23 protein-coding genes and 1 riboswitch are annotated in these 22294 nt (G+C 74.8%); of the genes, 9 read left to right on the forward strand and 14 right to left on the reverse strand.

Annotated elements, in window-relative coordinates:
* Nucleotides 1-77 precede the first annotated feature (77 nt).
* Nucleotides 78-1184, forward strand: coding sequence for a polyprenyl synthetase family protein (locus RMN57_RS11840; protein WP_313763357.1), 1107 nt, complete (start codon nucleotides 78-80; stop codon nucleotides 1182-1184).
* 37 nt (nucleotides 1185-1221) lie between these two features.
* On the opposite strand, the gene thiE is transcribed toward RMN57_RS11840, so the two are convergent.
* The 3 genes from thiE to RMN57_RS11855 all read right to left on the reverse strand — a co-directional run bounded on the left by thiE (nucleotide 1222) and on the right by RMN57_RS11855 (nucleotide 3524).
* Complete coding sequence (gene thiE / locus RMN57_RS11845; protein WP_313763358.1) at nucleotides 1222-1881, reverse strand: thiamine phosphate synthase; 660 nt, start codon at nucleotides 1879-1881, stop codon at nucleotides 1222-1224.
* On the reverse strand, nucleotides 1878-2243 hold the full coding sequence (locus tag RMN57_RS11850) for an Rv2175c family DNA-binding protein (protein ID WP_313763359.1): 366 nt from the start codon (nucleotides 2241-2243) through the stop codon (nucleotides 1878-1880). The genes thiE and RMN57_RS11850 overlap by 4 nt, the downstream gene beginning before the upstream one ends.
* A 75-nt stretch (nucleotides 2244-2318) precedes the next feature.
* A complete protein-coding gene (locus RMN57_RS11855; protein ID WP_313763360.1) occupies nucleotides 2319-3524 on the reverse strand; it encodes an FAD-dependent oxidoreductase in 1206 nt (401 codons plus the stop codon).
* An 85-nt stretch (nucleotides 3525-3609) separates the two neighbouring features.
* Nucleotides 3610-3722, forward strand: a riboswitch (TPP riboswitch).
* Between the two features lies 1 nt (nucleotide 3723).
* On the opposite strand from RMN57_RS11855, the gene thiO reads away from it, so the two are divergent.
* The 4 genes from thiO (at nucleotide 3724) to pknB (ending at nucleotide 7863) form a co-directional block, all read left to right on the forward strand.
* Entirely contained in the window at nucleotides 3724-4884 is a 1161-nt protein-coding gene (thiO, locus tag RMN57_RS11860) for a glycine oxidase ThiO (protein ID WP_313763361.1), read from the forward strand.
* Nucleotides 4881-5090, forward strand: a complete 210-nt coding sequence (gene thiS, locus RMN57_RS11865; protein WP_313763362.1) for a sulfur carrier protein ThiS — start codon at nucleotides 4881-4883, stop codon at nucleotides 5088-5090. The genes thiO and thiS overlap by 4 nt, the downstream gene beginning before the upstream one ends.
* Before the next feature lie 3 nt (nucleotides 5091-5093).
* The gene (locus tag RMN57_RS11870; protein ID WP_313763363.1) at nucleotides 5094-5909 is read left to right on the forward strand and encodes a thiazole synthase; all 816 of its coding nucleotides are present in this window, start codon (nucleotides 5094-5096) and stop codon (nucleotides 5907-5909) included.
* A gap of 169 nt (nucleotides 5910-6078) precedes the next feature.
* Nucleotides 6079-7863, forward strand: a complete 1785-nt coding sequence (pknB, locus tag RMN57_RS11875; RefSeq protein ID WP_313763364.1) for a Stk1 family PASTA domain-containing Ser/Thr kinase — start codon at nucleotides 6079-6081, stop codon at nucleotides 7861-7863.
* Nucleotides 7864-7887: 24 nt separating this feature from the next.
* Here the strand turns inward: pknB and RMN57_RS11880 are convergent, their stop codons facing one another.
* The gene (locus RMN57_RS11880) at nucleotides 7888-8517 is read right to left on the reverse strand and encodes a sulfite oxidase-like oxidoreductase (protein ID WP_313763365.1); all 630 of its coding nucleotides are present in this window, start codon (nucleotides 8515-8517) and stop codon (nucleotides 7888-7890) included.
* A 218-nt stretch (nucleotides 8518-8735) separates the two neighbouring features.
* Between RMN57_RS11880 and bfr the strand changes: the two genes are divergently transcribed.
* Nucleotides 8736-9215, forward strand: coding sequence for a bacterioferritin (gene bfr / locus RMN57_RS11885; protein WP_313763366.1), 480 nt, complete (start codon nucleotides 8736-8738; stop codon nucleotides 9213-9215).
* Nucleotides 9216-9225: 10 nt separating this feature from the next.
* Here the strand turns inward: bfr and RMN57_RS11890 are convergent, their stop codons facing one another.
* Both RMN57_RS11890 and RMN57_RS11895 read right to left on the reverse strand, forming a co-directional pair.
* The gene (locus RMN57_RS11890; protein WP_380233544.1) at nucleotides 9226-9486 is read right to left on the reverse strand and encodes a bacterioferritin-associated ferredoxin; all 261 of its coding nucleotides are present in this window, start codon (nucleotides 9484-9486) and stop codon (nucleotides 9226-9228) included.
* A 195-nt stretch (nucleotides 9487-9681) separates the two neighbouring features.
* A complete protein-coding gene (locus tag RMN57_RS11895; RefSeq protein ID WP_313763368.1) occupies nucleotides 9682-11019 on the reverse strand; it encodes a class II 3-deoxy-7-phosphoheptulonate synthase in 1338 nt (445 codons plus the stop codon).
* Between the two features lie 300 nt (nucleotides 11020-11319).
* Between RMN57_RS11895 and RMN57_RS11900 the strand changes: the two genes are divergently transcribed.
* Nucleotides 11320-13278, forward strand: a complete 1959-nt coding sequence (locus RMN57_RS11900; RefSeq protein ID WP_313763369.1) for an anthranilate synthase family protein — start codon at nucleotides 11320-11322, stop codon at nucleotides 13276-13278.
* Between the two features lie 36 nt (nucleotides 13279-13314).
* On the opposite strand, the gene RMN57_RS11905 is transcribed toward RMN57_RS11900, so the two are convergent.
* From RMN57_RS11905 to RMN57_RS11915, 3 genes are all read right to left on the reverse strand, one after another.
* Nucleotides 13315-13956: a response regulator transcription factor gene (locus RMN57_RS11905; protein ID WP_313767794.1), complete on the reverse strand. Its 642-nt coding sequence runs from the start codon at nucleotides 13954-13956 to the stop codon at nucleotides 13315-13317.
* Between the two features lie 61 nt (nucleotides 13957-14017).
* Nucleotides 14018-15211, reverse strand: coding sequence for a MacS family sensor histidine kinase (gene macS / locus RMN57_RS11910; RefSeq protein ID WP_313763370.1), 1194 nt, complete (start codon nucleotides 15209-15211; stop codon nucleotides 14018-14020).
* 21 nt (nucleotides 15212-15232) lie between these two features.
* Complete coding sequence (locus RMN57_RS11915) at nucleotides 15233-16060, reverse strand: lysophospholipid acyltransferase family protein (protein ID WP_380233545.1); 828 nt, start codon at nucleotides 16058-16060, stop codon at nucleotides 15233-15235.
* A gap of 269 nt (nucleotides 16061-16329) precedes the next feature.
* Here RMN57_RS11915 and RMN57_RS11920 point away from each other — a divergent pair, with 269 nt between their 5' ends.
* Together RMN57_RS11920 and RMN57_RS11925 are read left to right on the forward strand one after the other, a co-directional pair.
* The gene (locus RMN57_RS11920) at nucleotides 16330-17124 is read left to right on the forward strand and encodes an alpha/beta fold hydrolase (RefSeq protein WP_313763371.1); all 795 of its coding nucleotides are present in this window, start codon (nucleotides 16330-16332) and stop codon (nucleotides 17122-17124) included.
* 10 nt (nucleotides 17125-17134) lie between these two features.
* A complete protein-coding gene (locus RMN57_RS11925) occupies nucleotides 17135-17968 on the forward strand; it encodes a hypothetical protein (RefSeq protein WP_313763372.1) in 834 nt (277 codons plus the stop codon).
* An 81-nt stretch (nucleotides 17969-18049) separates the two neighbouring features.
* On the opposite strand, the gene RMN57_RS11930 is transcribed toward RMN57_RS11925, so the two are convergent.
* From RMN57_RS11930 to RMN57_RS11950, 5 genes are all read right to left on the reverse strand, one after another.
* Nucleotides 18050-18793 (reverse strand): endonuclease/exonuclease/phosphatase family protein, encoded by a 744-nt coding sequence (locus tag RMN57_RS11930; protein ID WP_313763373.1) that lies wholly within the window; start codon nucleotides 18791-18793, stop codon nucleotides 18050-18052.
* Between the two features lie 133 nt (nucleotides 18794-18926).
* Nucleotides 18927-19871, reverse strand: a complete 945-nt coding sequence (locus tag RMN57_RS11935; RefSeq protein ID WP_313763374.1) for an ROK family glucokinase — start codon at nucleotides 19869-19871, stop codon at nucleotides 18927-18929.
* 192 nt (nucleotides 19872-20063) lie between these two features.
* Nucleotides 20064-20423 (reverse strand): DUF5304 family protein, encoded by a 360-nt coding sequence (locus tag RMN57_RS11940; RefSeq protein WP_313763375.1) that lies wholly within the window; start codon nucleotides 20421-20423, stop codon nucleotides 20064-20066.
* 210 nt (nucleotides 20424-20633) lie between these two features.
* On the reverse strand, nucleotides 20634-21806 hold the full coding sequence (locus RMN57_RS11945) for an ArsA-related P-loop ATPase (RefSeq protein WP_313763376.1): 1173 nt from the start codon (nucleotides 21804-21806) through the stop codon (nucleotides 20634-20636).
* A 25-nt stretch (nucleotides 21807-21831) separates the two neighbouring features.
* Nucleotides 21832-22293, reverse strand: coding sequence for an SRPBCC family protein (locus RMN57_RS11950; RefSeq protein WP_238740413.1), 462 nt, complete (start codon nucleotides 22291-22293; stop codon nucleotides 21832-21834).
* Nucleotide 22294 lies beyond the last annotated feature (1 nt).

Below are 22294 nucleotides of genomic sequence, written 5' to 3' on the forward strand. Positions count from 1 at the left end.
GGCCCCTGGTCCGTACGGGTGTTCCCGGCCGCCCGGCTAGGCTTGCTGCACCCCAGCGAAACCTCCGGAGCCTCATCGTGACCTCGTCCAGCAACCGGCCGGCCAACCCGATTGACGTGGAGGACGTGCGCGAGCGCGTCAACGCAGCCCTGGCCGGCTTCATGGACGGCCAGTCGGCCCTGCTCGGCAAGATCTCGCCCCAGCTGGCCCCCGCGACCGAGGCCCTGCGCGACTTCCTGCTCGACGGCGGCAAGCGGCTGCGCCCGGCGTTCTGCTACTGGGGCTGGCGCGGGGCGGGCGGCCCGGCCGCCGGCGAGGGCATCGCCAACGCGGCGGCGGCCCTGGAGCTGCTGCAGGCCAGCGCGCTGGTCCACGACGACCTGATGGACCGCAGCGACACCCGGCGCGGCCTGCCCTCGGTGCACCGCCGCTTCGAGGCGCTGCACCGCGAGCACGGCTGGCGCGGCGACCGCGAGCAGTACGGCGCCTCGGCCGCGGTGCTGCTCGGCGACCTGCTGCTGATCTGGTGCGACGAGCTGTTCCTGCGCTCCGGCCTGGACCCGGCCGCGGTGCTGGCCGCCAAGCCGATGTTCGACCTGATGCGCACCGAGGTCATGGTCGGCCAGTACCTGGACGTGCTGGAGCCGGTCGCCGGCGACTCCACCGACGGGGGCGCGCTGGAGCGGGCCCAGACGGTGCTGCACTACAAGTCGGCCAAGTACACCATCGAGCGGCCGCTGCAGGTCGGCGCGCTGCTCGCGGGCGCCCCGACCGGGCTGGTCGAGGCGTACGGGGCGTTCGGTCTGCCGCTGGGCGAGGCGTTCCAGCTCCGGGACGACCTGCTGGGCGTCTTCGGCGACCCGGCGGTCACCGGCAAGCCGGCCGGGGACGACCTGCGCGAGGGCAAGCGGACCCTGCTGGTCGCCCACGCGATGCGCGCCCTGCCGGCCGCCGACGCCCGGCACCTGGACGAGCGGCTCGGCGCGCCGGACCTCGCGCCCGAGGAGGTGGCCCGGCTGCGCGGGCTGATCGAGCGCAGCGGCGCCCCCGAGCGGGTGGAGCAGCGGATCACCCAGCTGATGCGCCAGTCGCTCGCCGCGCTGGAGGCCGCGCCGCTCGCCGACGAGCGGGCCCGCGAGGTGCTGCTGGCGCTGGCCGAGGCCGCCACCGTCCGCAAGTACTGAGACGTACCGGCCGGGACGGCGGCGGCCCCACCGTAGGTCAGGCGCGCAGGCGCCGGGCGAGCTCGGCGGCGGCCGCCCGAGGGTCGTCCGCGGCGGTGATCGCGCGCACCACCACGACGCGGCGGGCGCCGGCGGCCAGCACCTCGTCCAGGTTGCCCAGGTCGATGCCGCCGATGGCGAACCACGGCCGGTCGGTGGGCTGCTTCGCCGCGTACCCGACCAGGCCGAGGCCCGGTGCGTGGCGGCCCGGCTTGGTCGGGGTGGGCCAGACCGGGCCGGTGCAGAAGTAGTCCACGCCGGGCTCGGCGATCGCCGCGTCCACCTCGGACTCGGCGTGGCACGAGCGCCCGATGATCACGTCCTCGCCGAGGATCGCGCGGGCGGCCGGCACCGGCAGGTCGTCCTGCCCCAGGTGCAGCACGTCCGGGCGGGCGGCGTGCGCGACGTCGGCCCGGTCGTTGACGGCGAGCAGCTTGCCGTGGCGGCGGCAGGCGTCGGCGAACACCTCCAGCGCGGCCAGCTCCTGCTTGGCCTCCAGGCCCTTGTCGCGGAGCTGGACGATGTCCACCCCGCCGGCCAGCGCGGCGTCCAGGAACTCCGCGAGGTCGCCCTGCTCGCGTCGGGCGTCGGTGCAGAGGTAGAGCCGGGCGTCGGCGAGCCGCCGGCGGGCCTCCGCGCCGGGCGTCGCGGTGGTCACAGCGCCATCGCCTGGGCGCGGCGCTTCACCTCGGTCGCGCGGTTCTCCCAGAGCGCCTGGACCGGGGTGCCGGGCAGCGACGGGTCCTCGGTGAACATCCACTCGAGGATCTCCTCGTCGCTGAACCCGCTGTCGCGCAGCACGGTCACCGTGCCGATCAGGTGCTTGACGGGGCCGGCGTCGTCGATGAAGGCGGCCGGGACCTGCAGCGACCGGTTGGGGCCGCGGCGGACCGCGATCAGGTCACCCTTCTTGACCATGTTGCGGACCTCGGTGACCACGACGCCCCACCGCTCGGAGATGTCGGGCAGGTACAGCCACTCGGGGACCAGGGACTCAATCTTGGCTTCGATCTCACTCACGGCACCAGACTGCCACCTCCGCGGCCCGCGGCGCACCAACCGGCCGCCCGCGCCACCCCGCGACGGCCGCCCGCGCTACCCCGCGACGGCCGCCTTCAGCGGCACCGACGGGTCCGCCGCCCGGGCCGGATCCAGCACCGCGCCGCGCTCGACCAGTCGGCGGGCCTGGGTGAGGTCGCGCGGGCGGTCCACCGTGAGCACGGCCCGCAGCGCGCCCTCGCGCAGCCAGAGCACGGCCCAGGTCGGGTCCTGCGGCGAACCGCGCCAGACCAGCTCGTCCCCCGCGTCGTGCCGGCCGACGTACTGGACCATCCGGCCGAACTGCTCCGACCAGAAGTACGGCACCGGGTCGTAGGGCGCGTCCGCGCCGAGCACCGAGGCGGCCGCGGCCTGGCCGGACTGCAGCGCGTGGTCCCAGTGCTGGACGGTCAACCGGGCGCCGGTGCGGGCGGACGGGTAGTTCGCGCAGTCGCCGACCGCGAAGACGCCGGGCAGGCCGGTGCGCAGCCGGTCGTCCACCACGACGGCGCCGGCCGCGTCCAGCTCGACGCCGGAGCCGGCCAGCCAGCCGGTCGCCGGGCGGACGCCGATGCCGACCACCACCTCGTCGGCCGGCAGGTGCGAGCCGTCCGCCAGCAGCACCGCGCCCGGCTCGACGGCCGCCACGGCGGCGTCGCAGCGCAGCTCCACCCCGGCCTCGGCGTACCAGGCGGCCATCGCCCGGCCGATCCCGGTCGGCAGCGCGCCGGGCACCGGCGCCGGGCCGGCCTCCACCACGGTGACCCGGCAGCCGGCCGCGCGGGCCGCGGTGGCCACCTCGGCGCCGATCCAGCCGGCTCCGACCAGCACCAGCCGCAGGCCCGGGCGGAGCAGGGCCCGCAGCGCCAGCGCATCGTCCAGGGTGTGCAGCAGGTGCGCGCGCTCGGCGCCCGGCAGCACCCGCGGGGCGGCGCCGGTGGCGATCACCAGTGCGCCGTACGGCAGGTCGCCGCCGTCGGTGTGCAGCACGCCCGGGGTCAGCCCGGTGGCGCGGCGGCCGGTGAGCAGCTCGATGCCGAGGTGCGCGAAGTCGATGTCCAGCGGGGTGTCGTCGGCCTTGCCCAGCAGGACCTGCTTCGAGAGCGGCGGCCGGTCGTACGGCGCGTGCGGCTCCTCGCCCACCAGGACGATCCGCCCCCGCCAGCCGCCCCGCCGCAGCCCGGAAGCGCAATGCGCCCCGGCCAGCCCGGCGCCGACCACGACCACCTGATCCGTACCGCTCAGATCTGCCACGCCCGTCACCCTACTGGCGTTCGGTGCCGGCGCCGGAGCCCGTCCCACCCTTCGTACGCACCTTCAGCCGTGACCAGGCCCGGAGTTAAGGTGGGGGCACCATCGCGGGAGCCCGGCGTACCGGGCTGAGAGGCGGGCTGGCACGGCCCGCGACCGTCCGAACCTGATCCGGGTCATACCGGCGAAGGGAGAAGCGACTTTGACACGCTTGGCAGCGGGCACCCGCGTCGACGTCCTGGTGATCGGCGGCGGCATCATCGGCCTCGCCGTCGCCTGGCGGGCGGCCCAGCGCGGGGTCGGGCGCGTACTCGTGGTCGACCCGGACCCCGGGGGCGGCGCCGCCCGGGTCGCGGCCGGCATGCTCGCCCCGGTCACCGAACTCCAGTACGGCGAGGAGCCGTTGCTGCGCCTCGGGATGGCCTCGAACGAGCGGTACGCCGACTTCGCGGCCGACCTCGCGGAGGCGAGCGGCGGCGCGGACACCGGCTACCGGCGCTGCGGCACGCTGGCCGTCGCGCTCGACTCCGACGACCGCGAGGAGCTGCGCGAGCTGCACGCCTTCCACCGGCGGCTCGGCCTGGACTCGCAGTGGCTGACCGGGCGGGAGGCCCGCAAGCTGGAGCCCATGCTGGCGCCCGGCGTCCGCGGCGGCCTGCACGTCGCCGAGGACCACCAGGTGGACGGCCGCCGGCTGCTGGCCGCGCTGGAGCGGGCCTGCGAGGCCGCGGGCGTCCTCGTGCACCGCACCGGGGCGGCGGAGCTGCTGGTCGAGCACGACCGGGCGGTCGGCGCCCGGCTGACCACCGGGGAGGTGGTGACCGCGGGGCGGACCGTACTCGCCGCGGGCCCGTACAGCCACCGGCTGCCCGGCCTGCCGCCGGGCGTGCTGCCCGCGATCCGCCCGGTCAAGGGCCAGATCCTGCGGCTGCACATCCCCGAGCCGTACCGTCCGTTCCTGTCCCGCAACGTCCGCGCGGTGGTGCGCGGGCAACACCTCTACCTGGTCCCGCGCGAGAACGGCGAGCTGGTGATCGGCGCGACCAGCGAGGAGCAGGGCTACGACACCACCGTCACCGCCGGCGGCGTCTACGAGCTGCTGCGCGACGCCCACAACCTGGTCCCCGGGATCACCGAGCTGCCGCTGGTGGAGACCTCCGCCGGACTCCGCCCGGGCTCACCGGACAACGCGCCGCTGCTCGGGCCGACCGCCCTGCCCGGCCTGGTCGCCGCGACCGGCCACTACCGCAACGGCGTGCTGCTCACCCCGGTCACCGCCGACCTGCTCGCCGAGTACCTGGTCACCGGCACCGTCCCGGCCCTCGCCGAGCCCTTCTCCCCCACTCGCTTCACCACGAAGGTCCCCGCATGAGCGACATCCCCCTCACCGTCAACGGCCGGCCCCGCGAGGTGCCCGCAGCGACCACGCTCGCCGAGGTGGTGGCCACCCTGAGCCAGGCCCACTCCGGCGTCGCCGCCGCGCTCAACGAGGCCGTGGTGCCGCGCAGTTCGTGGCCGGACACCCGGCTCTCGGCGGGCGACCGGATCGAGATCCTCACCGCCGTCCAGGGGGGCTGACCGATGGCCGACACCACCCTCGACGACAAGGACGTCCTCACCATCGCCGGGACGGCCTTCGGCTCCCGCCTGATCATGGGCACCGGCGGCGCCCCCAGCCTGGAGATCCTGGAGCAGGCGCTGCGGATCTCCGGCACCGAGCTGACCACCGTGGCGATGCGCCGGGTCGACCCCGGCACCCAGGGCTCCGTCCTGGACGTGCTGACCCGCAACGGTATCCGGGTGCTGCCCAACACGGCCGGCTGCTTCACCGCCGGCGAGGCCGTGCTGACGGCCCGGCTGGCCCGCGAGGCGCTCGGCACCGACTGGGTGAAGCTGGAGGTCATCGCCGACGAGCGGACCCTGCTGCCGGACCCGATCGAGCTGCTCGACGCCGCCGAGACGCTGGTCGACGACGGCTTCACCGTCCTGCCGTACACCAACGACGACCCGGTGCTGGCCCGGAAGCTGGAGGACGTCGGCTGCGCGGCGATCATGCCCCTGGGCTCGCCGATCGGCTCCGGCCTGGGCATCCGCAACCCGCACAACTTCCAGCTGATCGTGGAGAGCGCCAACGTCCCGGTCATCCTGGACGCCGGCGCCGGCACCGCCTCGGACGTCGCGCTGGCGATGGAGCTGGGCTGCGCCGCCGTGATGCTCGCCTCGGCGGTGACCCGCGCCCAGGACCCGGTGCTGATGGCCGAGGCGATGCGGCACGCCGCCGAGGCCGGCCGGCTCGCCCACCGGGCCGGCCGCATCCCGCGCCGCTTCCACGCCGAGGCCTCCTCGGCGATGGCCGGCCGGGCCGACCTGGACACCCGCGAGCGCCCGGCGTTCTGACGGGGCCCGGGGCCCGCGGCGGGGAACGCCCCCGGCCACGGGCCCCGGCCACCGGCCCTCCGTTGCCGGACACGCCCGGCAACGGCGCACTGTCACAGCCCGGCCACGAAGCCCGGCACGCGCCCCCCGGGGCGGCGCCGGGCCCGGGCCCCGCCACTAGACTCGCCGGGTGGACAAGGCGGACATGGCACTGCACGACCCCCTGATCGGATCCCTCCTCGACGGCCGCTACCGGGTCGAGCAGCGCATCGCGTCCGGCGGGATGTCCACCGTCTACAAGGGCACCGACACCCGGCTCGACCGGGTCGTCGCCCTCAAGGTGATGCAGCCCTCGCTGGCTGGCGACGAGGGCTTCACCGGCCGGTTCATCCGCGAGGCCAAGGCGGTCGCCCGGCTCGCGCACCCCAACGTGGTCAACGTCTTCGACCAGGGCGCCGACGGCGGCACCGTCTTCCTCGCCATGGAGTACGTGCCCGGCCGCACCCTGCGCGACCTGCTGCGCGACCGCGGCGCGCTGTCCATCCGGGCCACGCTGGACGTCCTGGAGCCGGTGCTGGCCGCGCTCGGCGCCGCCCACCGGGCCGGGCTGGTCCACCGCGACGTCAAGCCGGAGAACGTGCTGATCACCGACGGCGGCCTGGTGAAGGTCGCCGACTTCGGCCTGGTCCGGGTGCTCGACGCGGGCGACGGCGCGGCGACGTCCGGCACCGCCACCACCGGCACCGTGCTCGGCACCGTGTCCTACCTGGCCCCCGAGCAGATCCGCCCCGGCGCCGGGACCGACCAGCGGGTCGACGTCTACGCGGCCGGCATCCTGCTCTACGAGATGCTCACCGGCCACCGCCCGCACACCGGCGAGAACCCGGTCCAGGTGATGTACCGCCACCTGCACGAGGACGTCCCCGCACCGTCGCTCGCCGTGCCGAACGTCGTCCCCGGGCTGGACGCGATAGTGGCCGCCGCCTGCTCGCGCGACCCGCAGGCCCGCCCTTACGACGCGGTCGAGCTGCTGGCCGCCCTCCAGCGGGTGCGCCGCACGCTCACCCCTGCCGAGCTGGACGCCGAGCCGCCGGCCTCCACCCGGCCCAGCCCGCAGTACCCGACCAGCGAGCCGACCTCGGTGATCCAGCCCGCCGTACCCGCGCCGCCGGTCGAGCGGACCAGCGTGCTGGACGTCCCCCCGGAGGTGATGGAGCAGCTGCTCGCCGAGCCGCGCCCCTACGACGAGCCGCCCCCGCCGGCCCGCACCCCGCGACCGGGCCGGCTGCGCCGCCTCCCCCGCAAACCGCTGATCTGGGCCTCCGCGCTGACCGCCCTGGTGCTGCTGGTCGGCGGCGCCACGTACGCGCTCTCTTCGGCGCTGTACACGACGGTGCCGAGCGTGCTCGGCAAGGACCGGGCCGAGGCGCAGCGGATCCTGGACGGCGCCGGCATGCACGGGCGGTTCACCGAGGTCTACAGCGAGACCGTCCCGACCGGGCAGGTCATCTCCACCGACCCGGGGGTCGGCGCCCGGGCCCGCAAGAGCGACGCGGTCGGCGTCACCGTCTCCCGCGGCCCGAAGCGGATCGCCGTGCCCGAGCTGGCCGGCAAGCCGGCCGACCAGGCCGCCGCCGCGCTGACCGGCGCCCAGCTGGCGCGCGGCGGGGTGACCGAGACGTACAACGACGCGGTGGCCGAGGGCGCGGTGATCAGCAGCTCTCCGGCGGCGGGGCAGCAGGTGCCGGAGAACACGCCGGTCTCGCTGGTGGTCAGCAAGGGCATGGTGCCGGTCCCGGACGTGACCGGGATGTCCAAGGACGACGCCGCGCGGACGCTGCAGGCCGCCGGGTTCGTGATGCAGAGCAGCGGGGTCAACCTGTTCGGCACCGGCAAGGTGTCCAGCCAGTCCCCCGCCGCCGGCGAGCGCCGCGCGCAGCGCACCGTGGTGACGGTCACCTTCCCGTTCCTGTAGGGGCACGGATCGGCCGGACGACTGCTAGCGCAGCGGGCCGTCCCCGGGCTCCTCCTGGTAGGAGTAGCGCTGCTCGCGCCACGGGTCGGCGAGGTTGTGGTAGCCGCGCTCCTCCCAGAAGCCGCGCCGGTCGGCCCGCATGTACTCGACCGCCCGGACCCACTTGGGGCCCTTCCAGGCGTAGAGGTGCGGCACGACCAGGCGGACCGGGAAGCCGTGCTCGGCGCTCAGCGGTTCGCCGTTGCGGTGGGTGGCGAAGACGGCCGACGCGTCGGCGAAGTCGGCCAGCCGCAGGTTGGCGCTGTAGCCGTACTCGGCCCAGACCATCACATGGGTGACGCCCGGCGCCGGCGGCACCCGCTCCAGCACCTCGGACGCCGGCACACCCGTCCACTCGTTGCCGAGCAGCGAGAACCGGGTGACGCAGTGCAGGTCGGCGCGGACGGTGGTGCGCGGCAGGGCGGTGAAGCCGGCGAAGTCCCAGCTGTGCTTCTCCGCCGAGGCGGTCGCGCCGAACACCTGGAAGTCCCAGGTCAGCGGCTTGAAGCGGGGCACCGGGCCGTAGTGCAGGGCCGGCCAGCCTCGCTGTCGGCGCTGGCCCGGCGGGAGCCTCGGGTCAGACGACGGTAGCGGTTCTCGTTCGGACTGACCCATGGCTCCATGGTGACAGACGGCGGGCAACGCCCTGCGCGCGCCCCTTTCCGGGGCCGTGCGCCCGCCCGTACGGGCCAAGGAACCGTCCAAATCGGATATTCCGACACATGTCCTAGTGAGTGTGAACTTACTGGAATTTCTTCCCATCACGGTGCCAGGATGCGTGCAGCCGGGGGGTACGGCCGAGGATCTGGACGCACAGCAGGAAGGCAGCCGCCATGAAGGGCGACGCAGAGGTCATCGAATTCCTCAACGAGCAGCTCACCGCCGAGCTGACCGCCATCAACCAGTACTTCCTGCACGCGAAGATGCAGGAGAACTTCGGCTGGACGAAGCTCGCCAAGTACACCCGGCACGAGTCGTTCGACGAGATGAAGCACGCCGAGACGCTCACCGACCGGATCCTCTTCCTGGACGGGCTGCCCAACTACCAGCGGCTCTTCCACGTCCGGATCGGCCAGACCGTCAAGGAGATGTTCGAGGCGGACCGCCAGGTCGAGGTCGAGGCGATCGACCGGCTGAAGCGCGGGATCGTGGTGATGCGGGCCAAGAACGACGTCACCTCGGCCAACATCTTCGAGGACATCCTGGCGGACGAGGAGCACCACATCGACTACCTCGACACCCAGCTGGAGCTGCTGGACAAGCTCGGGGAGGCGCTCTACCTCGCCCAGCTGATCGAGCAGCCGGAGTCCTGAGCCGCCCGGCTCAGGCCGCGCGCAGCGGGGCGGGCGGGGCCGGCGGGGCTGCTTCCGACGGCGCGGCCTCCGGGTCGGCGAGCCCCAGCCTGGCGGCGAGGCGGGCGGTCGGGCACGGCCGCGCGCCGTGCTCGCCCAGCAGGGCCTGTATCCGGCGGACGCAGGAGCCGCAGTCGGTGCCGGCCCGGCAGCCCTTGGCTATCTGGCGCGGGGTGTTGGCCCCCGCGTCGATCGCCTTCTTCACCTGGTCCTCGGTGACCGCATGACACATGCACACGTACATCGCGGTCTCTCCCGGGGTGGTGCGGGCCTCTTCGGCCTGAAACGATCTTGACTAAGGCTTGCCTTAGCTCACTAAGCCTCACCTTACCCAATGGACCGGGCGTGAAAAAGCCTCTCCGGCCTCGGATGTCCCGAGACCGGAGAGGCTTCGCTCACATCCGCTCGTCCGAGCGGGCGCCGTCGATCACTGGCCGCCGCGGTACATCTCGGCCACCAGGAACGCCAGGTCCAGCGACTGGCTGCGGTTGAGCCGCGGGTCGCAGGCCGTCTCGTAGCGCTGGTGCAGGTCGTCGACCAGCACCTCGTCGCCACCGCCGACGCACTCGGTGACGTCGTCGCCGGTCAGCTCCACGTGGATGCCGCCCGGGTGGGTGCCGAGGGCGCGGTGCACCTCGAAGAAGCCCTTGACCTCGTCGAGCACGTCGTCGAAGCGGCGGGTCTTGTGGCCGCTGGAGGCCTCGAAGGTGTTGCCGTGCATCGGGTCGCAGATCCAGACCGGCTGCGCGCCCGAGGCGGTGACCTTCTCCACCAGGGTCGGCAGGTGGTCGCGGATCTTGCCCGCACCCATCCGGGTGATGAAGGTGAGCCGGCCGGGCTCGCGCTCCGGGTCCAGCTTCTCGATCAGGGTGAGCGCCTCGTCGACCGTGGTGGTCGGGCCGAGCTTCACACCGATCGGGTTGCGGATCCGGGAGGCGAACTCGATGTGCGCGTGGTCCAGCTGCCGGGTGCGCTCACCGATCCAGACCATGTGGCCGGAGACGTCGTACAGCTCGCCGGTGCGCGAGTCCACGCGGGTCAGCGCGGTCTCGTAGTCCAGGACCAGCGCCTCGTGCGAGGAGAAGAACTCGACGGTCTTGAACTCCTCCGGCGCGACACCGCAGGCGTTCATGAACGCGAGCGCGTTGTCGATCTCGCGGGCGAGCTGCTCGTAGCGCTGGCCGGCCGGCGAGTTGCGCACGAAGTCCTGGTTCCAGGCGTGCACCTGGCGCAGGTCCGCGTAGCCACCGGTGGTGAAGGCGCGCACCAGGTTGAGCGTCGCGGCGGACGCGTTGTACATCCGCTTCAGGCGCTCCGGGTCCGGGATGCGCGACTCCGGGGTGAACTCGAAGCCGTTCACCGAGTCGCCCCGGTAGACCGGAAGCGTCACGCCGTCACGGGTCTCGGTCGACTTGGAGCGGGGCTTGGAGTACTGCCCGGCGATCCGGCCGACCTTCACCACGGGCACGGAGGCGGCGTACGTCAGCACGGCCGCCATCTGCAGCAGGGTCTTCAGCTTGTTCCGGATGTGTTCGGCCGAGACGCCGTCGAAGGCCTCGGCGCAGTCGCCGCCCTGCAGCAGGAACGCCTCACCACGCGCCACGGCACCGAGCCGGGCGCGCAGCTGGTCACACTCGCCGGCGAAGACGAGCGGCGGATACGAGGCGAGCTCGGCAAGGGTCTTGCGCAGAGCCTCTTGGTCCGGCCATTCAGGCTGCTGCGCCGCGGGCAGGGACTGCCAGGGGTGGGGATTCGTCACGGTCACACGGCAAGGCTACGGGGTGCGACAACCGATTTGTGACCGTTGCCCGAGGGATGAGACACGTCGCGGACAATCGCGTGACCGGCCTCACCCGGTCCGCCGCATCCGCTAGTCTCGACGCATGAACGCGCCGCACACCTGCTTCTGCTGGTGGGCCGACCCCTTGGGCGGCCCCCTCCTCGCGCGTTCCTAGACGAACACGACGGCCGCCCCCCGGGGCGGCCGTCGGCGTTTCACCAGGCGGCCCTCCCGGGAGCGGAACCCAGCACCGCACCCCGCCCTCCACCCGGAAGGAAGCCGCACGTGACCACCGCCGCCGACCTGCTCGCCCGCCTCACCGGCCCGGACGCACCCGCCTTCGCCTTGCTGCACCGCCGCACCCCCCGGCTCGCGCCGGACACCGTCGAGGTGCTGCTGGGCACCGTCGGCGACTACGAGCACCTGGCCGACCTGCCGGTCCGCGAGGGCGTCCCCGCCGGCGGACCGGTGCACGACCTGCTCGCCCTCGTCCCGTTCCGCCAGCTCCGCGAGCGCGGCTTCGAGGTGCACGACGACGCCACCCCGCTGCGGGCCCTCGCGGTGGCCGAGCAGTACGCCGTCCCGCTGGCCGAGCTCGCCCCGCTGCTCCCGCGGGTGCCGGTCCCGCTGTCCGGCGGCTCGTTCGACATCGACGACGAGGAGTACGCCGCGGTCGTCCGGCGGGTGATCGAGGACGAGATCGGCCGCGGCGAGGGCGCCAACTTCGTGATCCGGCGCGACTTCACCGCCACCCTGGGGGCCGGTGGCGGGGCCGCCGGCGGACACTGCTCGCCGGAGCTCGCGCTCTCGCTCTTCCGCCGGCTGCTGGAGCAGGAGCGCGGCGCCTACTGGACCTTCCTGGTGCACACCGGCGACCGCGTCCTGGTCGGCGCCTCCCCCGAGGTCCATGTGCGGCAGAGCGGCGGGACGGTCGTGATGAACCCGATCTCGGGCACCTACCGCTATCCGGCGGGCGGCGCGGACATCGACTCGCTGCTGACCTTCCTGCACGACCCCAAGGAGCTGGAGGAGCTCACCATGGTGGTCGACGAGGAGCTCAAGATGATGTGCACCGTCGGCGACCTCGGCGGCCAGGTGCTCGGCCCGCGCCTGAAGGAGATGTCCCACCTCGCGCACACCGAGTACGAGCTGCGCGGCCGCACCTCGCTGGACGTCCGCGAGGTGCTGAAGGAGACCATGTTCGCCGCCACCGTCACCGGCAGCCCGGTACAGAACGCGGCCCGGGTGATCAGCCGGTACGAGCGCGGCGGGCGCGGCTACTACGCCGGCGCGCTGGCCCTGATCGGCCGCTCCGCCAGCGGCGGCCAGCTGCTCGACTCCCCGATCTGCATCCGGGCCGCCGACATCGACCCGGCCACCGGCCGGCTGGTGGTCCGGGTCGGCGCGACCCTGGTGCGGCACTCCGACCCGGCCTCCGAGGTGGCCGAGACCCACGCCAAGGCCGCCGGTGTGCTCACCGCGATCGGCGCCCGCCCGGCGCCCGCCCGGGTGCCCGGCCCGGTCGGCCCCCGGCTCGCCGACGACCACCGCGTCCAGGCGGCCCTGGACGCCCGGCGCGCCGACCTGGCCCCGTTCTGGCTGCGGATGCAGGAGCCGGCCGTGCCCACCGAGGCCGAGCCGACCCTGGTGGTGGACGGCGAGGACACCTTCACCGCGATGCTCTCCCACCTGCTGACCTCGCTCGGCCACCGGGTCGGCGTGGTCCGCTACGACGAACCGGGCCTGCGCGCGAAGGTCGCCGCCCACCGCGGCCCGCTGGTGCTCGGCCCCGGCCCGGGCGACCCGGCGGCCGCCGACGACGCCAAGATGGCCGTGCTCCGCCCGGTCGTCGCCGACGCGCTGGCGGCCGCCCGGGCCGGCACCCGGACCGCGCCGCTGCTCGCCGTCTGCCTCAGCCACCAACTGCTCGCGGACGCGCTCGGGCTGACGCTGGCACGCAAGGCCGTCCCGTTCCAGGGCGCGCAGGAGGTGATCGACCTCTTCGGCACCCGGCGCACGGTCGGCTTCTACAACACCTTCACCGCGCGCGCCTCGGACGAGGACGCCGCCCGGCTCGCCGCCGAGGGCATCGAGCTCTCCCGCGACCCGCTGACCGGCGACGTCCACGCACTGCGCGGCCCCGGCTTCGCCGGGCTGCAGTTCCACCCGGAGTCCGTGCTCACCCGCAACGGCGTGGACATCGTCGCCGGCCTCCTGCGGGGGGCCGCCGCCGTCCGCGGCTGAGGAGACGGGCGGGGCGCGCCGGTCGGCGCGCCCCGCTCAGACCTCGTCGTCCAGGCCCTGCTCGATCGCGTACCGGACCAGTTCGACCCGGTTGTGCAGCTGGAGCTTGCCCAGGGTGTTCTGGACGTGGTTCTGCACCGTGCGGTGCGACAGCACCAGCCGGTCGGCGATCTGACGGTAGGACAGGCCCTTGGCCACCAGCCGCAGCACCTCGGTCTCCCGGGCGGTCAGCTTCGGCACCGCGGGCGCGGTCGGCGCGGCGGGCTCGGCGGCCAGCCGGCGGAACTCGCCGAGCACCAGCCCGGCCAGGCCGGGGGTGAACACCGCGTCGCCCACGGCCGTGCGGCGCACCGCGTCCAGCAGCTCGTCCCGGCCGGCCGACTTCACCAGGTAGCCGGTCGCGCCGGACTTCACCGCCTCCAGCACGTCCGCGTGCTCGCCGCTCGCCGAGAGCACCAGGACGCGCACCGACGGGTCCTGGGCGACCACCTGGCGGCAGACCTCGGCACCGGGCAGTCCGGGGAGGTTGAGGTCCAGCACCACCACCTGCGGCGAGCAGGCCCGGGCCCGGCGGACCGCCTCCTCGCCGTCGCCGGCGGTGGCCACCACGTCCAGCCCGGCCTCGGCGAGGTCGCGCGAGACGGCGTCGCGCCACATCGGGTGGTCGTCCACGACCATCACCCGCACCGGCCGCTCGGCCTTCGGCCCGGCGGTCGCCGGCCCGTCGGCGGTCGGCCCGTCAGTGGTCGGCTGGTCGGTCATCGGAGCCCTTCCTCGGGACGCGGAGTTCGACCTCGACGCCCTCCCCGGGCGCCGAGTACAGCTCGGCCGTGCCGCCGAGGTCCTGCAGGCGGCCGCGGATCGACTGGGAGACGCCCAGCCGGCCGGCCCGTTCCGCCTCGCCCAGCCGGCCGGGGGCGAAGCCCGGGCCGTCGTCGCGGATGCTGACCGTGACGGTGTCCGGCTCGTCCTCGACCAGGATCCAGGCACGGGCCCCGGACCCGGCGTGCCGGCGGACGTTGTCCACCGCGGCGCCGACCGCGGCCGCCAGCTCGCCTGCGGCCCGGGCGGGCAGCAGCACCGGGGTGCCCGGGGCGGAGAGCGTGATCCGCTCGTCCGCGTACGGGCCCAGCAGGGTGCGCAGGTCCTGCGGCTCCAGCGGGGTGCGCTGGGCGGGCAGCGGGCCGCCGCTCATCAGCGCCCGAAGTGCGCGTTCCTGTTCACCGGCCAGCCGGCCGAGCTCGGCGAAGTCCGCGCCGGGCTCGCCGCCGCGCCGCTGGACCAGCGCGAGCACCTGGAGCACGCCGTCGTGGATGTCCCGGGAGAGCCGCTCGCGCTCGCGGGTGGCGGCCTCCACCTGGAGCGCCCGGGTGAGCGTCGCCTCGCTGGCCCGGGCCAGTTCGATCACGTAGCCGATCGCGCAGCCGGCGACCAGCAGCAGCACGATGTTGTGGATGTTGTCGCCGGTCGGGCCGCCGTGGCCGAGGATGTTGGCCACCCCGATCACGGAGCCGGCCGCGGCCGCCCAGCGCCAGCCGCCCTTGCCGGCGAAGCCGAGCACGGTGCCGGCCGCCCAGATGGTGGGCAGGGTGGGCGCGCCGTGGCTGATCCGGTCGGGGTGGTCGGTCAGCCCGCTCATCACGATCCCGGTGACGGCGAAGGTGAGGTCGGTGCCGAGCACGTACCAGGTGCAGCGCTGCGGCCCGGCGAAGGCGCGGGTGCTGGCCAGCGTCCAGAGCGTCAGCGCGCCGAGGTAGATCCAGCCCGCGACGGGGTGGCGGAAGTCCATGAAGGAGTCGAAGTAGCGCAGCACCGCGTAGGCGAGCGCCAGGATCCGGAAGGACGACATGGCCTGCCAGAGCGGAAGCTCGACGGACATGCCGCCCGCCGCGACCGCCCCGCCGACCGCTCCGGTTCTGCTGCCGTCCGTCATCGCCCCTCCCCCCGGACGGCCCTACGCCGACCCGTTCTCCTGCTGCTCCTGCTCGGCCGCCTTCTGGGCCTTCTCGGCCTTCTCCGCCTCGGCCTTCTCCGCCTTGGCGGCGGCCTGCTCGGCCTTCTGGACGGCCTTGCGCTCGGCGTCCGCACGCTTCTTGTCGTCGGCGATCTGCCGCTTGGCGGCGGTCGCGTAGATGTCCACGTACTCCTGGCCGGAGAGGCGCATGATCTCGTACATCACCTCGTCCGTCACGGAACGGAGGATGAAGCGGTCGTTCTCCATGCCGTGGTAGCGGGAGAAGTCCAGCGGGCGGCCGATCCGGATGCCCGGACGGATGCCGAAGTTGGGGACGACCTGGCCGGGCGGCTGCACCTTCTCGGTGTCGATCATCGCGACCGGGATCACCGGCGCGCCGGTGGCCAGCGCGACGCGGGCCAGCCCGCCGACCTTGCCGCGGTAGAGCTTGCCGTCGGGCGACCGGGTGCCCTCCGGGTAGACGCCGAACAGCTCGCCGCGCTCCAGCACCGCGATCGCGCTGCGGATCGCCGCCTCGCCGGCGCCGCGCACACCCGAGCGGTCGACCGGGAGCTGGCCGACGCCCTTGAAGAAGGCGGCCGTCAGCTTGCCCTTCACACCGGGGGTGTTGAAGTACTCGGCCTTGGCGATGAAGGTCACCCGGCGCTTGATCAGCGCGGGGAAGAAGAAGGAGTCCGAGAAGGAGAGGTGATTGCTCGCGATGATCGCGGCACCCTCGGCGGGGATGTTCTCCTCGCCCTCGATCCACGGCCGGAAGAAGATCCGAAGCAGTGGCGCGACGATCATCTTCATCAGTCGGTAGAACAACCCGGGCCTCCTGTTATGCGGACCGGTCGATCCTAATGCCCCGCGACCGCCGTCCGCGCCCCGCCCCGCCCCGGCGGGCCGCCCGGCGGAGTCCGCCACCGGGCGTCCGGCCCCCCGTCCCGCGGGGTGTACGGCGCGGGCGCACCCGTGGGACGATGCGGTTCCCGCAGCTCCCGCTCCCGCGCGCCCCTGCCGGCGCCTCCCCCGCCCCCTCGTTCTCCAGCGTCCCCGACCGTCCTCCAGCGTCCCCGCCCGCGAAGGAGTCCGCCATGCCGCTGCTGCCCGGTGCCGAACCGTACCGTCACCGGGGCGGGCCGGTGGGCGTCCTGCTCTGCCACGGGTTCACCGGCTCGCCGCAGTCGCTGCGCCCGTGGGCCGAGGAGCTGGCGGAGGCCGGCTTCACGGTCTCGGTGCCGCTGCTGCCCGGGCACGGCACCCGCTGGCAGGACATGCAGGTCACCCGCTGGGAGGACTGGTACGCCGAGGTCGAGCGCGAGCTGCTGGCGCTGTCGGCCGAGTGCGAGCAGGTCTTCGTCTGCGCGCTGTCGATGGGCTCCGCGCTGGCGCTGCGGCTGGCCGCGCTGCACGGTCCGGCCGTCTCCGGGCTGGTGCTGGTCAACCCGTCGGTGCGCTCGGACAACCCCGCGAGTGTGCTCCTGCCGGTGCTGCGGCACCTGGTGCCGAGCCTGGCCGGGGTGGCCAACGACATCGCCCGGCCGGACGCGGTCGAGGTCGGCTACGACCGGACGCCCCTGCACGCCGCGTGGTCGCTCGCCCGGCTCTGGAAGGAGGTCCAGGGCCGGCTGCCGCAGGTGACCCAGCCGGTGCTGCTCTTCCACAGCTCGCAGGACCACGTCGTCTCCGCGGCCAACTCCGAACTGGTGCTGGCCCGGATATCCTCGACCGACGTGACGGAGCGGCTGTGCCAGCGCAGCTACCACGTCGCGACGCTGGACCACGACGCGCCGGAAATATTCGCGGCCAGTGTGGACTTCATCCGACGGCTGGCTTCCGCGCACACGGCGGGCGCCACCCGGGTCGAATCCGACGATCACCAGGGCTGAAGGGCCGGAAGTGCACGAGAGCAGCACGGCGGGCGGCGAGGACGAGGCGCCCCGCGAGGACGCGCAGGACACGAAGGCCCAGGACACGAAGGCCCAGGACACCAGGGCGGCCGGGGCCGCGGGAGCCGGACCGGCCGGGGCCGACGCGGGCCGGGCCGACCTCGACAAGGCGGACCGCGGCAGGGCCGACCTGGACGGGGCCGAGCCTGGCGGGTCCGGGACCGGGGCCCCCGGAGCGGGCAAGGCCGACGGCGGTGCGCCCGCCGCCGCGGGCCGGGCGCAGGGGGCCGCCGAGCCGCCGCGGGTGCGGCGCGCGCCCGAGCGCAGCCAGGCCGAGCAGGACGAGATCTTCGCCGCGCTGGTCGCCCAGTTCGACGACCCCGTCGACCTCAACAATCCGGACTGGCCGGAGATCGAGGACCTGCGCGCCCGCGGCGAGCTGAAGGGCGGCTTCAAGGACGGCTCCCGGCCGCGCACCGATCCGGACGACCTCTCCGACCTCGCGCCGCAGCCCCGCCCCCGGTCGGGCCGGCCGGTGATGCCCGCCGCCGGCTCGGGCCCGCGCGATTTCGAGCTGGCCGCGGAGACGGACGAGGAGCACTTCGTCCCGCCGGAGCCGCCGCCGCTGCCCCCGGCCGACACCACCGCCAAGTTCGCCTGGCTGGCCGTGCTCGGCGGCCCGGCGCTGCTGCTCTTCGACGCGGTGGTCTGGCGCGAGGTCTCCGGCTGGCCGGCCTGGGTGGGCGTGACCGCCTTCCTCGGCGGCTTCGTCACGCTGGTGGTCCGGATGAAGGAGCGCGACGAGGACGAGCCCGAGGACCCGCACGGCGGCGCCGTCGTCTGACGCCCCCTCGGCCGGGGCGGCGCCTCGGCCGACACAGCCCGCCCGGCCGCGCCGACCCGGCGCCGCCGCGGCCCGGCCGGCTCAGCCGGTCGGCAGCTCCAGGACGGCGAGCACCGGCAGGTGGTCGGTGGCGGCCCGCAGGTCGGCCTCGGTGACCCCGGGCAGCCCGTGCGGGACACCGCAGGCGAGGACCCGGACGTCGGGGGTGGCGAAGACGGCGTCGATCCGCTGGTAGGGGTTGTCCGGGACGGACGTGAACTCCCCGCCCCAGGGCGCGGCCGGGTGGCCGTCCTGCAGCCGCTCGGCCAGCAGGCGCCAACCGGGCCCGTCCGGGTGCTCGTTGAAGTCGCCCGCCACCACCCCGGGGCCGGCGATCCGCAGCTGGTCGAGCAGCATCCCGAACTGGCCGTACCGCTCGTCCGGGTCCAGGCTCAGGTGACAGCTGGTCACGGAGAACGGCACCGAGCCGGCCACCCGGACCACGGCGCCGGCGAAGCCGCGCGCGTGCAGGCCGCGGGTCTTGGGCAGCAGCCGGTCGTGCACGCCGAGCACGTCCACCGCGAGCCGGCCGAGCAGCAGCGGGCCGGCCGCGAGCCGGCCGCCGCCGGCCAGCACCACGGTGCCGGTCTGCCGGGCGAGCCAGGCCGCCTGGCCCTGCGGGCGCCAGTAGCGCGGCGACTCCTGGATGCAGACGATGTCCGGCTCGCAGGCCCGGATCACCCGGGCCAGGGCCTGCCGGTCGTCGCGCAGCGAGCGGACGTTGTAGCTGAGCAGCCGCAGCCGTCCCGGTCCGGGCGACGGCAGCTCGGTCGGTCCGGTGGTCATGCGCGGTCCTCCCCGTGCGTCCGGTGGCGCTCCGGTGACGACCGTACGGCAGCGGGCCGCCGGGCGGGGCGGAACACGGCGACGGCGCGACCGGAGCTCCGGTCGCGCCGCCGTCGGGGGTGCGGGCCCGCGGTCAGACGGTGCGGGCCAGGTCGGCCGCACCGGCGATGCCGGCGGCCGAGCCCATCGAGGCGAGCACCACCTCGGCGCGCGGGCGGTGCACCCCCCCGGTCAGGTAGTGCTCGAAGGCCTTGGCGACCGGGTCGAGCAGCAGTCGGCCGGAGTCCGAGACGCCGCCGCCCAGCACGAACACCCCGGGGTCGAAGAGCGCGGCCAGGTCGGCCATGCCCCGGCCCAGCCAGTCGGCCAGCTCGGCGTAGCACTCCAGGGCGAGCGGGTCGCCCTCCTCGGCGGCCTGGGTGATGTGGATGCCGCGGATCGTCTCGGCCACGCCGTCGTTGAGCTCCAGCATGCGCGAGCCGCGGATCGGGTCGGCGGCGGCGTTCTCGCGGCCGTAGCGGCGCAGCGCCCGGCCGGAGCCGTACTGCTCCCAGCAGCCCCGGCCACCGCAGCCGCAGGGCAGGCCGTCCGGGATCATGTTGAGGTGGCCGATCTCGCCGGCCACGCCGAACCGGCCACGGTGCAGCCGGCCGTCCAGCACGATCCCGCCGCCGATGCCGGTGCCGACGGTGATCAGCACCATGTCCTCGTGGTCGGCGGCGGCGCCGAAGCGGAACTCCGCCCAGGCGGCGCAGTTGGCGTCGTTCTCGACCACGGTGTCGAGGCCGGTGAGCTCCTCGATCCGGGTGCGCAGCGGTTCGTCCTCCCAGTCGATGTTGGGGGCGAAGATCACCGTCGAGCGGCCGCGGTCGACGAAGCCGGGGGCGCCGATGCCGGCCGCGACCACGTCGGGGTACTGCTCCTTGAGCTCGCGTACGGCCTGCGCGATGGCGTCGACGGCCCACTGGGGGTCGGCCGGGGTGGGCACCCTGGTCCGGGCCAGGATCTCGCCCGCCTCGTTGACCACGCCTGCCGCGATCTTGGTCCCGCCGACGTCGACGCCGATGGTCAGAGCCATGTGTCCCTCAGCTATTCACTCGTTCCCGCTGGACGGAACGCTACCGCCCAACCCAGCCCCCGTACACACCGTCGCATACATTAACCGAAGACAATTTGGCGGCAACCGCGCCGGACTCCTTCAAAAGTCGTACATTCCCACCCGGTTTGTCACGGTCGGGATCCGGCCGATCACCGGTCGGATGTCAGGGCTTCACTGCTTGTCGGACGGCCCGTCAGGGGTGTCGAGGTCGATGCGCTCGCTGCGGGCGGGGTCGCCGGCGGTCCAGCGGTGCTCGTGGCCGGCCACGGCGGCCCGGTAGGCGGCCACCAGCTCACCGCCGACCGCGGCCAGGCCGCTCCCCGCGGCGGCCAGGTGCCCGTACACGTCGGGCTGCTGCTCGCGCAGGCGGTCGGCGAAGCCGGCCAGCGAGATCAGGGTGTCGGCGCTCGCCTCCTGCGCCTTCTGGCCGACGGCGGCGGCCAGCCGGCGCACCTCGTCCACCAGCGGGCCCAGCTCCGGGCCGAAGGGGTGCTCGGCGGCCTGCTCGGTGCGGTCGTCGGCGGTGGTCATCGCGCGTCTCCTCGGCTCCGGCCGCGCCTGCGGCCACTGCCTCCGACGCTACCGGACGGCCCGACGGAGCCCGTCCGGCCGATCTCGTCGCACGCCCGGCAGGACCGGGCAGAGCAGGCAGACCGGGCCGGACAGGCAGCCTGGGCCGGGCAGGCAGGGCAGGACAGGCAGGGCAGGAAGGCAGCCCCGGCCGGGCAGGCAGGGCCGGGCTCAGCCGCGGGGCCAGAGCGCCGGGTCGGGCGCGAAGCGGACGGCGAGCGCCCCGTCCTGGAGCCCCGCGCCGGCGACTGTGCAACGACGCAGCGCCGAGGGCAGCGGGAGGATCCGGCGGTGGGCGCCGAGCCCGACCACCAGTTCGTCGCCGCGGCGGACGAGGTCGAGGTCGGCGCGCTCGGCGCCGGGCAGCGCGAGGTGCCAGACCAGCAGGCCCTCCTCGGCCAGCCGGTCCTCGACGGTCCACGGCCCGGGGGCCAGCGGGGCCGGGCCGGGCCCGGTGCCGTAGAGGCGGTCGGCGACGGCCTCCAGGGTGGCCTCGGCGGGGCCGGTGGCCAGCACCGGGACGTCGCTCGCCGCGGCGAGCTCGGCCAGTTCCTCGCGGCGGCGGCGGGCCAGCCCGGCCAGCCACGGGTCCGGCGAGTCGGCGGCGGCGTCCGGGAGCACGCCGTGGAGGACGACGGCGTCCGGCCGGTGGCCGTGCAGGGCCAGGCCGGCGCGGATCCGGCGCAGCTCGTCGAACGGGTGGCCGTCGGCGCCGGCGACCAGCCGCACGCTGGTGCCGGGGGCGGTGATCGCGGCCCGGGCGGCGGCGAGCGCGTCGGCCGCCTTGGTCCGGGTCTCGTACAGCCAGTCGGCGGGCATCGGCACCCCGGCGAGACCGGCCAGCAGCGGGCGCAGCGCCCGGGCCGCCTGGCGCTGCTCGGGGACGAGCCGGGCGAGGTAGCGCTCCAGCTGCTCGGGCAGGGCGAGGGTGGCGATCAGCTCGGCGGGCGGCGGGGCGAGCACCACCAGGACGTCGGCCTCGGCGGCGGGCAGGGCGCGCAGCAGGGCGAGCCGGGCCGTGCCGGGGAGGGCGGTGAGCTCCTCGGGGTCGAGCGGGTCGGCGCCGAGCAGGTCGAGGGCGGGCTTGAGCCGGCCGCCGATCTCGCCGAGGGTGTGCCGGAAGGCGGCCTGCTCGTCGATCCGGAGGGCGTCCAGCCCGGGGGCCCAGGCGGTGGGTTCCGGCTCCAGCCGGGTGCCGAGGACGGTGTCCAGGGTGCGGTGCGGGTCGTCGGCGGCCAGCAGCAGGGTGCGGTGCCCCTGCCGGGCGGCGTGCAGCGCGGTGGCGGCCGCCACCGTGGGTGCCGCCGCGTCACCGCTGACCAGGATGGTGCGTGTCGCCGTCATGCGGTCCTGCCCCCGTTCCTCGGTGTCAGCCCTCGGCGCGCTTCCCGGCGCCGGTGTCCTCGACACGCTTCTTCAGGCCGGCCAGGGCCCGGTCGATGATGACCTTCTCCGCCTTGCGCTTGATCATGCCGAGCATCGGGATCTTGACGTCGACGGCGAGCTGGTAGGTCACCTCGGTGCGGCCGCCGCCGAGCGGGGCGAGCGCGTAGGAGCCGTCCAGCGAGCGGAGCATCTGGCTGCGCACCAGGGTCCAGCCGACCTCGCGGTCGTCGTCCCAGGTGTAGGCGAGGACGTGCTCGTCACGGATCGCGCCGGCGTCGAGCACCAGGCGCACCTGGGCTGCGCGGCCGTTCTCGTCGCGCTCCAGCACCTCGACCTCGGTGACCTCGCCGGTCCACGCCGGGTAGGCGGCGAAGTCGGCGATCACGGCCATCACTGCCGCCGGGGTCGCGTCGATGGTGATGCTCGACCTGGTGTGCTCCGCCATG

It is taken from the genome of Kitasatospora sp. CM 4170, from assembly GCF_032110285.1.
Lineage (GTDB): Bacteria > Actinomycetota > Actinomycetes > Streptomycetales > Streptomycetaceae > Kitasatospora > Kitasatospora aburaviensis.